The 14,631-nt window shown below is 66.0% G+C and carries 12 protein-coding genes; 8 read left to right on the plus strand and 4 right to left on the minus strand.

Going from position 1 to position 14,631, the window contains the following annotated elements:
- The first annotated feature begins 150 nt into the window (after positions 1 to 150).
- The 7 genes from AC5592_RS04200 to AC5592_RS04230 all read left to right on the plus strand — a co-directional run bounded on the left by AC5592_RS04200 (position 151) and on the right by AC5592_RS04230 (position 8,163).
- A complete protein-coding gene (locus tag AC5592_RS04200; RefSeq protein ID WP_063063461.1) occupies positions 151 to 912 on the plus strand; it encodes an IclR family transcriptional regulator in 762 nt (253 codons plus the stop codon).
- 378 nt (positions 913 to 1,290) lie between these two features.
- Complete coding sequence (locus AC5592_RS04205; protein ID WP_063063543.1) at positions 1,291 to 2,184, plus strand: alpha/beta hydrolase; 894 nt, start codon at positions 1,291 to 1,293, stop codon at positions 2,182 to 2,184.
- 274 nt (positions 2,185 to 2,458) lie between these two features.
- The gene (locus AC5592_RS04210) at positions 2,459 to 3,511 is read left to right on the plus strand and encodes a zinc-binding dehydrogenase (RefSeq protein ID WP_371507087.1); all 1,053 of its coding nucleotides are present in this window, start codon (positions 2,459 to 2,461) and stop codon (positions 3,509 to 3,511) included.
- Positions 3,512 to 3,855: 344 nt separating this feature from the next.
- Positions 3,856 to 4,557, plus strand: coding sequence for a DUF8020 domain-containing protein (locus tag AC5592_RS04215; RefSeq protein WP_063063462.1), 702 nt, complete (start codon positions 3,856 to 3,858; stop codon positions 4,555 to 4,557).
- A gap of 67 nt (positions 4,558 to 4,624) precedes the next feature.
- A complete protein-coding gene (locus AC5592_RS04220; RefSeq protein WP_063063463.1) occupies positions 4,625 to 5,983 on the plus strand; it encodes an MFS transporter in 1,359 nt (452 codons plus the stop codon).
- Between the two features lie 205 nt (positions 5,984 to 6,188).
- Positions 6,189 to 6,638 carry a nuclear transport factor 2 family protein gene (locus tag AC5592_RS04225; protein WP_063063464.1) on the plus strand — a complete coding sequence of 150 codons (450 nt, stop codon included), beginning with the start codon at positions 6,189 to 6,191 and terminating at the stop codon, positions 6,636 to 6,638.
- A gap of 34 nt (positions 6,639 to 6,672) precedes the next feature.
- Entirely contained in the window at positions 6,673 to 8,163 is a 1,491-nt protein-coding gene (locus tag AC5592_RS04230) for an aldehyde dehydrogenase family protein (RefSeq protein WP_063063465.1), read from the plus strand.
- Positions 8,164 to 8,209: 46 nt separating this feature from the next.
- On the opposite strand, the gene AC5592_RS04235 is transcribed toward AC5592_RS04230, so the two are convergent.
- From AC5592_RS04235 to AC5592_RS04250, 4 genes are read right to left on the minus strand one after another with little or no spacing between them, the layout of a single operon-like run.
- Positions 8,210 to 9,304: a Zn-dependent alcohol dehydrogenase gene (locus AC5592_RS04235; RefSeq protein WP_063063466.1), complete on the minus strand. Its 1,095-nt coding sequence runs from the start codon at positions 9,302 to 9,304 to the stop codon at positions 8,210 to 8,212.
- Positions 9,301 to 10,875 (minus strand): class I adenylate-forming enzyme family protein, encoded by a 1,575-nt coding sequence (locus tag AC5592_RS04240; RefSeq protein WP_063063467.1) that lies wholly within the window; start codon positions 10,873 to 10,875, stop codon positions 9,301 to 9,303. Before AC5592_RS04240 ends, AC5592_RS04235 begins: the two co-directional genes overlap by 4 nt.
- Before the next feature lie 54 nt (positions 10,876 to 10,929).
- Positions 10,930 to 12,081 carry a CaiB/BaiF CoA transferase family protein gene (locus tag AC5592_RS04245; protein ID WP_232329187.1) on the minus strand — a complete coding sequence of 384 codons (1,152 nt, stop codon included), beginning with the start codon at positions 12,079 to 12,081 and terminating at the stop codon, positions 10,930 to 10,932.
- 52 nt (positions 12,082 to 12,133) lie between these two features.
- Positions 12,134 to 13,582, minus strand: coding sequence for an aldehyde dehydrogenase family protein (locus AC5592_RS04250; protein ID WP_063063469.1), 1,449 nt, complete (start codon positions 13,580 to 13,582; stop codon positions 12,134 to 12,136).
- A gap of 272 nt (positions 13,583 to 13,854) precedes the next feature.
- Between AC5592_RS04250 and AC5592_RS04255 the strand changes: the two genes are divergently transcribed.
- A complete protein-coding gene (locus tag AC5592_RS04255; RefSeq protein ID WP_198163749.1) occupies positions 13,855 to 14,517 on the plus strand; it encodes a TetR/AcrR family transcriptional regulator in 663 nt (220 codons plus the stop codon).
- Positions 14,518 to 14,631: the final 114 nt, after the last annotated feature.

Consider the following 14,631-nt stretch of genomic DNA (forward strand, 5'->3'; position numbering starts at 1 on the left):
GCGCCGATCCCGCTGGATCTCGATCACACCGCCATTCCGAATATGGCGCGCGCCACTACGAAGCCGTAGCCTACATCATATGTACGAACATCGTGTTCGTATATATGAACGCTCGAACCGCAGCGTCGTTCACTGTGATGGGATGAACCGATGTCGACCAGGCACCAGACGGCCGCGCCGCAGGAACACCGGACGGTGTCGCGCGTGGTCACCATCCTCGAACTCGTCGCCCGCAACCCGCAGGGCATGACGCTCGCCGAACTCGCGACGGCATTGGAGGCTCCGCGCTCATCGGTGCACTACATCGCGAAGGGTCTCGTCGCCACCGGCTATCTCACCGATGTCGGCGTCTACACCCTCGGCCCGGCCGTGGAGACGCTGCTCGGCGCCCGCTCGTCCTCGGTCGAACATCTGGCGCGCCCCAGTCTGGAATCGCTGCATCGTGAATTCGACGAAACCGTCCTGTTGTGCATGCGCGTCGGTGAACAGATTGTCTACGCCGATGCCATCGAATCCACTCGCCCCGTACGGTTTTCGGCTCGAATCGGCGAACGTCGCGCCCTCTACCCATCCTCGGCGGGACGCTGTTTCCTCGCCTACAGCGACCGGAGATTCCGCGACGACTACCTGGCTCGCCACATCGACGACCCCGATACCCGAGCCCGCTTGCAGGACGAATTCGCACGCACGACACGGGAGGAAGTGTCCTTCGCGGACCGTCGGACGACCCCGGATCTGGGCGGAGTCCACGCGCCGATTTTTCGCGAAGGCGTCCACGTGGCCGTCCTGACGTTCGCGGGCCCGGCGGCCCGTATCGATGCCCGGATCGAACAGATCACCGCGGCCGTCACCGCGGAAGCCCGGCAGATCAGCGACCGCCTATCCCTGTCCGAGCGAACTCATTCCGCGTAGCCACACTCCGATGACGCGGGAGTCGAAATTGCCGGTGACGGCCCAACCGCGACCGTGAGCAAGAGAAATTCGGCTCGATTCGTGCTAAATCACGATTGCTCATCGAGCAAATAACCGACGCCTGGTCAACGGCCGTCCGCAGCCGATCGATATCCGCCGGGCGATCGATTGAACGAATTCGAAGTTCTGGTTCGAAGAATGTCAATTGCTTTATCGCGCGGTTGGCTCAATCATCAGTGATGCACGTCACTCAAGCCCGACACCGGGCATGCGCACAATCAGAATCTCGTGGCGCACAACGCCGTTCATCCTTGCCGGCATTCGGACAGTTCATCGAACCGCGAGTTGTGCTGCCGCGCCCGCAACCAGGAGCCGACCATGTCGACAGAGTTCACCGATCCCCTCCGATCCCTGTACGTCGAATGGACCGGGCGGATGCAAGCCGATCCGCAGATGTCCGTGCAGACCATGCGCGATATGCAGGAGGGCTGGCACACCGTCGCCACGGAGCCCACTGCGGTGAGCTACGAATCGGTCGACATCGACGGTCTGCCCGCGGTCTGGTGTATCCCGGCCGACGCTGATCCGAGTTCGGCGGTTGTGTACTTCCACGGCGGCGGATTCATCGTCGGCTCCACCAACTCGCACCGGAAGATGGCCGGTCATCTCGCGAAGGCCTTCGGTGCGCGGGTGCTCGTCGTCGAGTATCGCCGCGCGCCCGAGGTGCTGTACCCGGCGCAGGTCGACGACGGAGTGAAAGCGTATCGGTGGCTGCTTTCCGAGGGATTCGACGCCGGGCGAATCGTCAGCGCGGGCGATTCCGCCGGCGGCACACTGGCTCTCGCCCTCGTGGTGCAGCTGCGAGAGTTGGCTGAGCCGCTGCCCGGTGCGGTGTTGACGCTGTCTCCCGGTCTCGACTGGGACGGCAACTGGATGGTCAACGAGGACAACGACATGCTCGCGAGCAAGGCCGTGATCGTGTCGATGGGGTCGATCGCGTTCGGCGGCCGGAGCACGTCGGACCCGCTGTGCAATCCGCTGTACGCCGACCTCACAGGTTTCCCGCCGGTGTACATCTCGGCCGGCGGTCACGAGAATCTGCTCGGCGGTGCGAGGGAATTCGTGAAGGCCGCCGAGGCCGCCGGCGTCGATGTGACGCTCGACGTCGCCCCCGCCCGCCAGCACGTCCATCCGTTCGCGGCGGGCAACGATCCGGAGGCGGACCGGACGATCGCCGAATCCGCCGCGTGGGCTCGCAAGCACATCGCATGACAGCTGATCCGGCCGATATCGCCGAAGCTGCCGCGGCGCTGCGGGCGGGACATCGAACCGACCACGGAGTCATGGCGCGCCGTATTTTTCTGCGCGGCACAGGCATTCGCCGAGCAGTTCACACGCCGTGACCGACTGGCAAGAGTGAGGAACATGAGGTGAAAACGACCGCAGCCATCCTGTGGCAAGCACCGGGCGCCTGGGACGTCCGGGAAGTGGATCTCGACGAGCCCCGCGAAGGCGAGGTTCTCGTCAAGGTGATGGCCTCCGGCCTGTGCCATTCCGACGACCATTTCGCCAAGGGCGACATGCAATTCCACTCCTACCCGCGTGCGGTGGGCATGAGGGCGCCGGCGTGGTCGAAGCCGTGGGTCCCGGCGTCACCCGCGTCGAGCCCGGCGACCATGTGGTGACATCGTTCATCACCGCATGCGGCCACTGTCGCATGTGCGTGACGGGGCATCAGAACCTGTGCGACGCCGGACATCTCATCACTGTCGGCACGCGCCCCGACGGCACTTTTCGCATGCACACCGACGGCCGGGGTATCGCACAGAACGCATGCCTGTCGACGTTCTCGGAGTGGACGACGGTGCCGCAGGAATGTGTGGTGAAGGTTCCCGACGACATCCCGTTCCGGACCGCGGCCATCGTGGGCTGTGCGGTGCCCACCGGATGGGGATCATCGACGCGCGCGGCCGATATCGATGTCGGCGATGTGGTGGTCGTCGTCGGCACCGGCGGAATCGGAATGAGTGCCGTGCAGGGTGCGGCCTTCCGTGGCGCCGGGCACGTGATCGCCGTCGACCCGGTGCGGATGAAGCGCACACTGGCGCTCACCCTCGGCGCGACCGATGCGGTCGAAACGATCGACGAGGCAGCCGATGTGGCTCGCTCGGCCACTAACGGTCAGGGCGCCGACTCGGTCGTCGTCTGTATCGGGGTTCCCACGCAGGAGCAGTTGAAGCAGTCCTACGACGCGCTGGGTAAACGGGGGACCCTGGTGGTGACCAGCGCGGCACCACATACCCTGACCGAGATATCGGTGCCCGTGCTGGATTTGACGATGAGCGAAAAGCGCATTCAAGGCGCGTTGTACGGTATGGCGGGACCGCAGAACGAGGTGCCGATGCTGCTCGAACTCTACCGGCGGGGAGCGCTGCGGCTCGACGAAATGATCACTCGCACATACCGACTCGAACAGGTCAACGAGGCATACGAGGATTTGCACGCGGGCCTCAATATCCGCGGCGTCATCGATTTCGAGGGTCGTCACCGCCGGCCGTATGCCGTCGAATCGGCACATTCGACCTCTGCGATTCACTGATGCCGAGACCGGCCGCCCGCTCGATCCCCGACGATTTCTGATCGCCCGTCCAATAACTGCGACTGCGCCGTTCACCCGACGAGGTGGACGGCGCAGTCGCACACGGACCGGAGTCGATTCCGAATAGGCACGGCTACAACAGTATCGGGGACCGTCAGCTACCCCTCTGGCCCACTCCGCGCTGGGTCTAAAAATACTAGATTTTGTATACTATGCGTGATACGCTGTGGTCCCCGACACAGCACGGCAGCCCGCCGCATCACCTGAGAATCGGGAGTGACGCATTCGGCGTTCACATTTCCGCACGCCCGACTTCGTATTTGTCGGCGTCTCGAGGAGAAAATATGTTCAGGAGTTTCGTCACCGTGTCCACGGCAGCCGCGGCCACTCTCGCCGTTTGCGCCGGCTCCTCCGGTGCCACGCCGGCCGCACGGGCCGACGTGGTGAATTACAAGGCAACAGCGACCGACCAATCCACCGTGATCACCACGGACGCGGGGACGATGGATGCCGACAACGGAGTGTTCCGAATCAAGGCCTCCGACGGAAAAGTTCTGGCGGGTACCGAACTGTCGTTCCGGGTGGATGATTTCGTCTTTCCCATCGCCGCCGAAATACGCGACCACACAGCGACATTGACTCCGCGATTCGATATGCAGCACGCGGTTTACCGGCCGGTCGCGCTGCCATACGAAGACTCGGCCCCGTGGAAGACGCCGTACGACCGCGAACAAGCGGCGTGGAATCGCATGTTCCAGACCCTCACCACCGGCGCGACCGTGGGAACCCTGGTCGGCGGGCTGGCCGGCGGAGCGGTCGGTTGCGTTCTCGGCGGAATCGCCGGAGCCACGGTCGCCGCCGCGACCATCGTCGGACTCTTCGGCGCATTCGTTCCCGCGGCCGCCGTCGGATGCCTCGGCGGCATCATCGCCGTGGGCGCACTCGGCACACTCGCCGGCCAATTGCTGGTGACCGCACCGGTGGCGATCATGGCCGCCGTTCAGTACTTCACCACGATCAACCAGCCTTTCCACCCCGCGAAATAACAGACCACGGGCTGCAATGCTCGACACCATATTCCGTGGTGCAGTACCGGATTACCCAGGAGAGAATATGGAGCTCACCGCTCCGCGCACACGCAGCGGATTGTTCGTGGTCGCATTGTGTTTCTTGACGATCGTCGCCGATGGTTACGATCTGATCGTCTACGGCGCCACGGTGCCGAATTTGCTCGCCGAACCGCAGTGGCATATGACCGCCGCGACAGCCGGAGCGATCGGCAGCTGGACGCTGGCCGGTCTGATGGTGGGTTTCCTGCTGGCGGGCCCGATGACGGACCGGATCGGCCGCCGCAAGGTCATGATGATCGGGATCCTGTGGTTCTCGATCGGCTCCGCGATCTGCGCCCTCGCCCAGTCCCCCGAATTCCTCGGGGCCGCCCGGTTCGTGACGGGCATCGGTCTCGGCGGTGTGGTGCCGTCCGCGGTCGCCCTGACTGTGGAGTACGCGCCGAAGACTCGGCGTCAGCTCTACAACGGTCTCACCTTGACCGGCTATTCACTGGGCGGCATCATCGCAGCACTTGCCGCACTCGCCCTGCTCCCCGACCACAGCTGGCGACTGCTCTACGGGCTGGCCGCGCTGTATCTGCTGATCCTTCCGGTCATGTACTTCTACCTACCGGAGTCGGTGAACTACCTCATCCTGCGAGGCCGAACGGATGACGCTCGCCGCGTCGCATCCCGATACGGTTTGGACTTCGATTCGGCCTGCCGAGAGCACACCGTCGAGCCTGCCGAGGCGGCGGCGGCCGACGGCGCGGGCGGGCGTGGCTATCGACTACTGCTGACGAGGCCGTATGTCATCGCGGCAGCGCTGTTCGTGATCACCTGCTTCTGTTCGCAACTGATCGTGTACGGCCTGAATACCTGGCTGCCGCAGCTCATGCGCAAAGCCGGATATCCCCTCGGCTCATCGCTGCAGTTCCTGCTCGTCCTGCAGCTCGGCGCAGTGGTCGGAACCCTCGGCGGCTCGCTGCTCGCCGATCGTTTCGGCTCCAAACGCGTGATCGTCGCGTCTTTCCTGGTCGGCGGGGTCTCGTTGCTCGCGCTGAGCCGACCGCTCGACGTCGGTTACCTGATGCTCGCGGTGGCGGGCGCGGGATTGGGAACGGTCGGGACGTCAACGCTCACGTATGGCTATGTAGCCGTGCACTTTCCGGCGTCGTGCCGCGGTTCGGCGGTGGGAGCGGCGATGGGCTTGGCCCGGGCCGGCGCGATTCTCGGCCCGTTGATCGGCGGGTGGATCGCCGGCTCCGCTCTCGGCGTCGAGTGGAACTTCTATGCCTTCGCCCTACCCGCCTTCGTCGCCGCCACCGTAGTCTCGCTGATCGGCCGAACGAAGCCCGTATCGGGTTCTGCGAGCCCAGAGCAGATCCGGGGAGGTGCGGAGCTCCCGGAGCCGATCAACTGAGTCGCGGGGCAGACCGGCGGCGCAGGCAATCGCCGCCGGCCTGCCCAGGCGTGCCGACGCCCCGTAACCGCGGGAGTCGGCACCATTGTGTCCAAAATTCAGACATCCGCCACAGGCCGACGACATTAGTCTCGGGAGTCCGGCGTCGCACACACCCCAGGTCGATGCGACGCCCGACGTCATCGGTCCCACTCCCAGGAGTGAAATGAGCGAGCGCAGCCTCGAAGACAAGATCCAGTGGGTCATCGACATCGAAGAGATCAAGATGTTGATGTCGAAGTACTGTCACGGCATCGACAGACACGATGAAGAAACCTTCATGAATATCTGGGCGGACGACGCGGTCTACAGTCTTCCGCGCGGTGAAGGCAAGGGTATCGAAGGGGTGCGGGAACTGGTGCGCACCGTGTGGGAGCAGGTGCCGCAGTGCCATCATCACATCACCAATCCGGTGATCGAGATCGACGGTGACACAGCGACGGCCGAGACCGACGTCACCTACTACCGGCTGACCTCCGACGGCATTCACCAATTACTTTCCGGTGGTTACGATTTCGAGTTCGCCCGCACGGGTGACGGATGGCGGATCCGACGTATGGAGTTCTCCGGTTTCGTCTCCCTCAGCCCGATCTTCACAGAGAACGTCCGCGGCTGATTGCCGCCATCACAATCGAAGTTGGAGTTGTTCTATGACCACCACGACGGCGGAGGCGACGGCGGTCGCGCTCGGCACCGCGAGCAGGCGGGGAGAGCTGCTGATCGACGGCGCGTGGGTGCCCGCAGCATCCGGCAGGACGTTCGACGTGGTCGATCCGGGTACGGAAGAGATCATCACCCAGGTGGCCGAGGCAGGCGCTGCCGATGTGGACTCGGCGGTCCGCGCGGCGCGCCACGCCTTCGACACCGAACGCTGGCTGGGACTGTCGTCCACGCAGCGCGGAATCGTGTTGTGGCGGGTGGCCGAGCTGATGGAGGCGCGGATCGACGAGCTGGCGCGGTTGGAGAGCCTGGATGTCGGGCTGCCGGTGACGCAGGCCCGGCTGATGGTCATCGAGGCCATCGCGCAATTCCGGTACCAGGCGGGCTGGGCGGACAAGATCCACGGCCGCACAGTCGATATCGGTCCCGCCGATCGCCGTTTCCAGGGGTCGACCTACAAGGAGCCCATCGGCGTCGTCGGCATGATCGTCCCGTGGAACGGGCCGCTGATCGCGATGTCGATGAAGATCGCGCCCGCGCTCGCGGCCGGATGTACCTGTGTGCTCAAACCATCGGAGCTGGCTCCGCTCACCGCACTGGCGCTCGGGCGCCTTCTGCTCGAGGCCGGTGTACCCGACGGCGTGGTCAACATCGTGACCGGCTTCGGCGAGGCGGGAGCGGGGCTGGCCGAGCACCCGCTGGTCGACAAGATCAGTTTCACCGGTTCGACGCTGGTGGGACACAAAATCGTTCAAGCCTCGATCGGCAACCTGAAGAAGGTCTCACTCGAACTGGGGGGTAAGTCCCCGGTGATCGTGCTCCCGGATGCCGACTTGGACACGGCCGTTCAAGGGATCGCGCTGGGCGTGTTCTGGAATTCCGGGCAGATCTGCAGTTCCGGTACCCGGCTGTTCGTGCACGAGGCTGTGTACGAGGATGTCGTACGGGGCGTCGCGGAGGCCGGGCGAGCGCTGAAGATCGGGTACGGCACCGATCCCGACGCCGACCTCGGACCGCTCATCTCCCGGCGCCAGCTCGAACGGGTCACCGGCTATGTCGACAGCGGGATCTCCGAAGGCGCACGGGTCGTCAGCGGCGGTAAACGATTGGGCAACAAGGGATTCTACTTCGAGCCGACGGTCGTCGCCGACGTCACCCCGCAGATGACAATGGTCCGCGAGGAGATCTTCGGACCCGTCATCGGCGCCATGCCGTTCACAGATATCGATGAGGCCGTCGCCGCCGCCAACGACACCGAATACGGCCTTGCCGGCAGCGTCTGGACCCGCGACGTCGCCCATGCACATCGAATCGCCCGCAGACTGCGCGCCGGCCGCATCGGGGTCAATGTGCACCGCGCGGGCGGTGTGCAGATGCCGGTCGGCGGATTCAAGCAGTCGGGCTGGGGCCGGGAGAACGGGCCGGACGCGGTCGAGGAGTACCTCGAAACGAAGTCGGTCATCACCTATCTGGATCGGTGAAAAGCGGGGTCGAGGCTTCGTGCGTCGAAGCCTCGACCCCATCGATTCAGGAGATGACCACCGCCCGAGCGCCGTTCTCGCCCGCACAATAGTCGACGGCCTTGCCGGTATCACCGAAATCGAAAGTCTCGGTGACCAATTGGTCGAGCAGCAGCGCACCGCGCTGGTAGAGCTCGACCAACTGTGGGATATCGCGCTTGACGTACGCCGAGCCGTACAGGCAGCCCTTGACGGTCTTGCCTGACATGACGACGTTGTTGAAGACCTCGTCCACACCGACGCCTGGCCCCGCACCGACGAGGACCGCGGTGCCACCGCGCCGGGCCATCGCGACGGCCTGGTTGACGGTCTCCTGCCGACCGGCCACCTCGATGACGACATCGGCGCCGCGTCGGCCGGTGAGCTGCTGTACCTTCTTGACCACGTCGGGGCCCGCCGTCAAGGTATGTGTCGCACCGAGCTCGGTGGCCAGTGTGAGTCGGTCGGCGTGCATATCGATGGCGATGATGGTGGTGGCGCCGGCGATCCGCGCGCCCTGCACAGCGTTGAGACCCACACCGCCGCAACCGATCACGGCGACCGCGTCACCGACCCGGACCCCGCCGGTCTCGACCGCGGCGCCGAATCCGGTGAGCACGCCACACCCGAGCAGAGCGGCCGAGGCGATCGGCACCTGGTCGGAGATCCGGATCGCTGCTCCCGCCGGCACGACCGTGCGCTGCGAGAACGTGCCGAGCCCGCAGAACTGCCGCACGGGTGCGCCGTCCAGGCTCATCCGCGTGCTGCCGTCGGGCAGGGTGTGGGCACCGAGCATGGTGCGCGGGCGTCCGCACAGGTGCTGTTCGGCCCGTTGGCAGTAGTAGCAGGTGCCACAGCTGGCCAGCCAGGACAGCACCACGTGGTCACCGACCGCGAGATCGTCGACACCCTGCCCGAGTTCGGTGACGACACCGGCACCCTCGTGACCCAGAACCAAAGGCAGCGGGGCGGGGAGTTTCCCGGAGAAGACACCGACGTCGGAGTGGCAGACGCCGGTCGCCTTGACATCGACGACGACCTCCCCCGGCCCCGGCGGCGCGATGTCGATCTCGGCGAGCCGCAGGGGCGCGCCGGGCTGTTCGAACAGGGCTGCTCGTGTCATATCTTCGTCTCCGTTGTCGTGATCTGCTCGTACTCGGCGCGCAGAACGTTCTTGAGGACCTTGCCGTTGGCGTTGCGAGGCAGTTCGCGGACGAGGTGAAAGTGTTTGGGCACTTTGTATTTGGCGAGCCGTTCGCACAGCCAGACCCGTAACGCCTCGATGTCGACCGTGCGGCCTTCGGTAGCCACGATCAACGCCGCACCGACCTCCACGTATCGCTCGTCCGGCACACCGATGACTGCGGCGTCGGCGACATCGTCGTGTCCGGTCAGCACCATCTCGACCTCGGCCGGATAGACGTTCTCGCCGCCACTGCGATACATGTCCTTGGCGCGCCCGGCGATGGTGAGAAACCCTTCGGCGTCGATGCTCCCAAGATCACCGGAGTGGCACCAACCATCGACGAAGGTGATGCGGTCGGCATCGGGACGGTTCCAGTAGCCGACGCTCACCCCGCCGCTGCGCACACAGATCTCGCCGACCTCATCGACGTCGGTGTAGGAGCCGTCCGGCCGGATCACCTTGATCTCGGTCATGGCCTGAGGGGTGCCGATGCTGCTCTCGTGGCCGCGGGCCCGGTCGAATTCCAGGCTGGTGCTGACCGCGCCGCCTTCGGTGAGACTGTAGGACTGCACCAGCTCGACCCCGGGCAGACGGTTGTCGAGCTCGTCGTAGACCCACGGCATCACGATGTCGCCGCCGGTGACGATGCGCCGCAACGTCTTCGGCACCCGGTCGATGATGTCGTCGTCGCTGCGCAGCAGGTCGAACAACATGAACGGATAGAGCAGTGCGTCGGTGGTGCCGTGCCGGGCCGCGACATCGAGGAAATTCTCCAGGGCGAAGTTGCCCGAGGGGAAGGTGATCGCGGTGCCGTGGGAGGTGAGGGCCGGCAGCAGCAGGACCTCGAAGCCGCCCGCATGAAACAGCGGGCCGCTGGTCTGGCACACGGAACTGCTGTCGATCCGCCAGCGTTGCGCCTGGATCGACCCGATCCACAGGGCATTGCCGTGTGAGAACAACGCACCTTTGGGCCGGCCGGTGGTTCCCGACGAATACATCAGTGACACAGGGTCTTCGGCATGGACCACCGGGAAACCCGTCGCATCCGACTCCTCTGCGGCGAACACCGACAGCGCAGTGGCGCCGTCCAGCGCGCAGGCATCGCCGCGCACAACATACGTACCCACCGCGATGTCGTCGCGGATCGCGGCCACCACGGGTGAGAACTCGGCATCGAGCACGAGGACGCCCGGATCGGAATCGCTGAGCGCGAACTGCAATTCCGGTGCGGTGAGCCGCCAATTGAGGCGCACCGCGATGGCGCCGACCCGTCCGATGGCCAAATACAGCGCGACATAGTCGGTGCAGTTGCGCAGGAGCAGGCCGACGCGGTCGCCTTTGCGCACTCCGGCCCGTTGCAGTGCCCGTGCGTAGCGCAGTTCGGCGGCGCGGAGCTCGAGCCAGCTCAGGGCGGGCTCGCCGCCGAGCGCGACAGCGGGCCGGCTCGGATCGACGGCCGGCATCTGCGAGGCGATCGCATCGGTGATGTAGTTCAGGCTCAAACCCATGAGATGCTCCGGTGAGTGAGGCGGCAGTGACTCATTCGTGGTATTCCTTGTCTGCTAGACGACCGCTCCGGCGGCTCGGAGGGCATCGACCTCACGCGGGTCGAATCCCCAATCGATCAGTGCGCGCGTGGTGTTCGTTCCCGCGGGCACCGCAGGCCCCTGCACGGCACCGGGTGTGCGGCTGAAACGAGGCGCGGGGGCGGGCTGCAGGACACCGTCGACCGGGATGAAGCTGTGCCGGGCCAGCGCGTGGTCGTGCTTCAGGGCCTCGTCGAGGTCGAGAACCGGTGTCGTGCAGGCGTCTCGCCCGGCGAAGGATGCTTCCCACTCCGCACGGGATCGGGTCCGGAACACCGCGGCGAGCCGGGCACGCAACCGCGGCCACCGCGCGCGATCCCATTGGGCGTCGACGAGTTCCGGTTCCAGCCCGAGGACGTCGAGCAGCTCGGTGAAGAAGGCGGGCTCGATCGCGCCCACCGCCATCCAGCCACCGTCGGCGGTTTCGTACACGCTGTAGAACGGTGCGCCGCCGTCGAGCATGTTCGTCCCGCGTTCGAGACTGTGCATGCCCGACTGGCGCTGGCCGTAGAACACGCCGCCGAGCAGCGCGATACCGTCGACCATCGCAGCGTCGACCACTTGGCCGCGGCCACTGCCGCGCGCTTCCCACAGTGCGGAGAGCATGCCCATCGCGAGCATCAGCCCGCCGCCGGCGTAGTCGCCGAGCAGATTCAACGGGATCGCGGGGGCGCCGGAGGCCGGTCCCATCGCGGCGAGCAACCCGGACAGCGACAAGTAGTTCAGGTCGTGCCCGGCGGTCTGGCTGAGTGGTCCGTCCTGCCCCCACCCGGTCGCCCGGCCGTAAACCAGCCGCGGGTTGCGAGCGAAGCACGCGTCGGGCCCCACGCCGAGGCGTTCCATGACGCCGGGGCGGTGTCCTTCCAGGAGTGCGTCGGCCTGTTCGACCAGCCGCAGAACGGTTTCCACGCCGTCGGGGTGTTTCAGATCGATGGCGATCGAGCGTCGCCCGCGGTCGTTGACGAATGCGGGCTGACGGCCGTTGCGCGCACCCAGATCGGTGCGCAGCGAGCCCACGGCGCTGGGCCGGTCGATGCGCAGGACCTCGGCGCCGAGGTCGCTGAGCAGCATTGCGCACCAGGGCCCCGGTCCGAGCCCGGCGAGTTCGATGATCTTGAGACCGGTCAACGGTCCTTTCGCGGGGCTTGCGGTGGCGGCACTGTTGTTTCCGTCCAAGGGGTCACGCCCCGACGAGAATCTGCTTGAGTTCGGTGAACCCGAGAATCCCCTCCGGCCCCGATTCGCGGCCCCAGCCCGAGGCCCCGACACCTCCGAACGGTGCGTTCATGGCGGGACCGAAGGAGTTGACCGCCACTGCACCCGAGCGGATCCGGTGCGCCACTTCGATTCCGAGCGCGGTGTCGGCGGTGAATACCGCGCCGGACAGACCGAATGCGGTGGCATTGGCCAGGCGTATGGCGTCGTCGAGGTCGCGATAGACCTGCACCGCGGTGACCGGTCCGAAGACTTCGCGCTGAACCAGGTCGGAGTCCTCTGCCACACCGGTGAACAGGGTCGGCTCGTGGAACCATCCGGCGTCCAGGTGCGCGGGCCGCGTGCCGCCCGTCACCAGCTGTGCGCCCTCGGCCGCAGCCTTGGCGACGAAGTCCTCGGTGCGGCGCAGCGCGGCTTCGTTGATCAGCGGACCGATATGGGTCTTCGGGTCGAGCGGATCACCGATGGTCAGCCGGTCCCATCCAGGTCGGAGCCGTTCGACCACTTCGTCGTGCCTGCGTTCGGAGACGAGGATTCGCGACAGCAGCGCGCAGACCTGGCCCGCGCCGTTCGTGGCGCCGGGGATCAGCGCACGCAAGACTCGGTCCAACGGCGCATCGTCGAGGATCACCGCGGGTGATTTGCCACCGAGTTCGAGCTGAGTTCTGGCGTAGCGGCCGTGAGTCGCGGCCAGCACGTCCTGGGCGGCGGTGTGCCCGCCGGTGAGTGACACCAGATCCACCCGCGGGTCGCGGGTCAGTGCCTTGCCGACTTCGGCTGTGCCGCAGACGATATCGACCACGCCAGCCGGAAATCCGGCACGCAGTGCGCAATCGGCGACCAGCGCCATGGTCAGTTGCGACTCGGGCGCGGCCTTGATGACCACGGGACACCCCGCGAGCAGGGCGGGAACGACTTTGGAGGCGATCGTGACGAGCGGCCCGTTATAGGGCAGGATCGCCACCACCACGCCGACGGGTTCGCGGCACAGCAGCACCTCGCCGAGGTCGGACCGGGCGCGTCGTTCGCACAACACGGCTTCCGCGCCGTCGAGCGCCGAACGCCATGCCGCGGTGGTGCCGAAACGGTGCAGCGCGCGGCCGTGTCGTAACGGCATCCCCGCCTCGACCGCCCATACCACGTCCAGTTCGGCGGCACGTGCGTCCACGAGTTCGAACCAGCGCGCCGTCGTGGCGATCCGTTCGGCGAGCGGAGTACGCCCCCATACCTCGCGCGCGGAGTCCGCGGCATCGACCGCCGCGATCGCGTCCGCCACCGACGAGTGGCGGACCTCCGCGACCGGCTCGGCCGTCGCCGGGGCGACCACGGTGTGGCTGTCACCCGTGGCCGGTCGCAGCGCGCCACCTATCAGCACCTGGTCGGCATGCGGGATGTCCACTCCGGAGATGTCCACTGATCCACCTTCTGCCGACGGCGATGGCCGGCGATCCGAACCCGGGCCACGAAATCTCTCCATGCCCAGAACTTCTACAGACGACTAGATTATATATAGTATCAAATCATGGACAAGAGGTGATTGCCGATCGCGCCACCGGGGACCATCGAGCGGCCATCGCCCTTCGGCCCGCGAACCGGTCACGGAGAGCGGACGCGGCGGTTCGTTAGAATCACCGACGTGTCGGGACTTCCTCGAGCTCCGCAGCACTGTCGGCAGGGAGGTTGATGATGAGCGCGCCGCACGCCGGGACCGATTCGCCCCACGCCGGCGCTGGGGGCAACGGTCGGCCCGAGACCCGCGCCATGCGCAAACGCGCCGGTCGCGTCCGGCTGATCGAACACACCGCGGCACGCCTGTTCGCCGAATTCGGCTACGAGTCCACCAATTTCGAAGCCATCGGCGCCGAACTCGATATGCGCGGCTCCAGCCTCTACTACTACTTCGCCTCGAAGGAAGAGCTCTTCCTGCGTTGCATGGAGCACGCGGCCGCCGAGGTGTTTCCCCGATTGCGCGTCCTCGCCGAGTCCGAGGGGACACCGCTGCATCGGCTGCGCCTGATGTTCCGCGAGGAGGCCGTGATCACTCTTCGCGAATACCCTGAGTTCATTCCCCTGTTTCTCAAGGTCCAACTGCCGATCGAGGCGCTCGAGCAGCGGCGCGACGAGCTGCGCCGCGAGCAGACAGCGATCTTCCGGGGGGTGGTCGACGAACTCGTCACCGCCCCGCAGGCCATTCCTGCCGATCGTTTGCACGTCACGTTGAATCTGGCACTGGGCGGCCTGGCCCTCATCGACGAATGGTTCGATCCCGGCAGCGATCTCGGTGTCGACGAGTTCGCAGATCAGGTGTCCCGGACTCTGATCAGGATGTTCGTCGCCGATCCCGACTAGCGCGACTCGCTGGGCCGGTCTTCGGGCCGCTCCGGTTGTGACGAAAGCGCGACATCGCGTTCATCGAAGCTTGCGGCAAGGAAGCGTTCGCCGATAATTCCCAGCGCCCGTGCG

Source organism: Nocardia violaceofusca NBRC 14427, assembly GCF_963869435.1.
GTDB classification, from domain to species: Bacteria; Actinomycetota; Actinomycetes; order Mycobacteriales; family Mycobacteriaceae; genus Nocardia; species Nocardia aobensis.

Excerpts from the sequence above, each read along its gene's own strand:
- AC5592_RS04200 (WP_063063461.1), top strand. The coding sequence starts at position 151 with ATGTCGACCAGGCACCAGACGGCCGCGCCGCAGGAACACCGGACGGTG.
- AC5592_RS04205 (WP_063063543.1), top strand. The coding sequence starts at position 1,291 with ATGTCGACAGAGTTCACCGATCCCCTCCGATCCCTGTACGTCGAATGG.
- AC5592_RS04215 (WP_063063462.1), top strand. The coding sequence starts at position 3,856 with ATGTTCAGGAGTTTCGTCACCGTGTCCACGGCAGCCGCGGCCACTCTC.
- AC5592_RS04220 (WP_063063463.1), top strand. The coding sequence starts at position 4,625 with ATGGAGCTCACCGCTCCGCGCACACGCAGCGGATTGTTCGTGGTCGCA.
- AC5592_RS04225 (WP_063063464.1), top strand. The coding sequence starts at position 6,189 with ATGAGCGAGCGCAGCCTCGAAGACAAGATCCAGTGGGTCATCGACATC.
- AC5592_RS04230 (WP_063063465.1), top strand. The coding sequence starts at position 6,673 with ATGACCACCACGACGGCGGAGGCGACGGCGGTCGCGCTCGGCACCGCG.
- AC5592_RS04235 (WP_063063466.1), bottom strand. The coding sequence starts at position 9,304 with ATGACACGAGCAGCCCTGTTCGAACAGCCCGGCGCGCCCCTGCGGCTC.
- AC5592_RS04240 (WP_063063467.1), bottom strand. The coding sequence starts at position 10,875 with ATGGGTTTGAGCCTGAACTACATCACCGATGCGATCGCCTCGCAGATG.
- AC5592_RS04255 (WP_198163749.1), top strand. The coding sequence starts at position 13,855 with ATGAGCGCGCCGCACGCCGGGACCGATTCGCCCCACGCCGGCGCTGGG.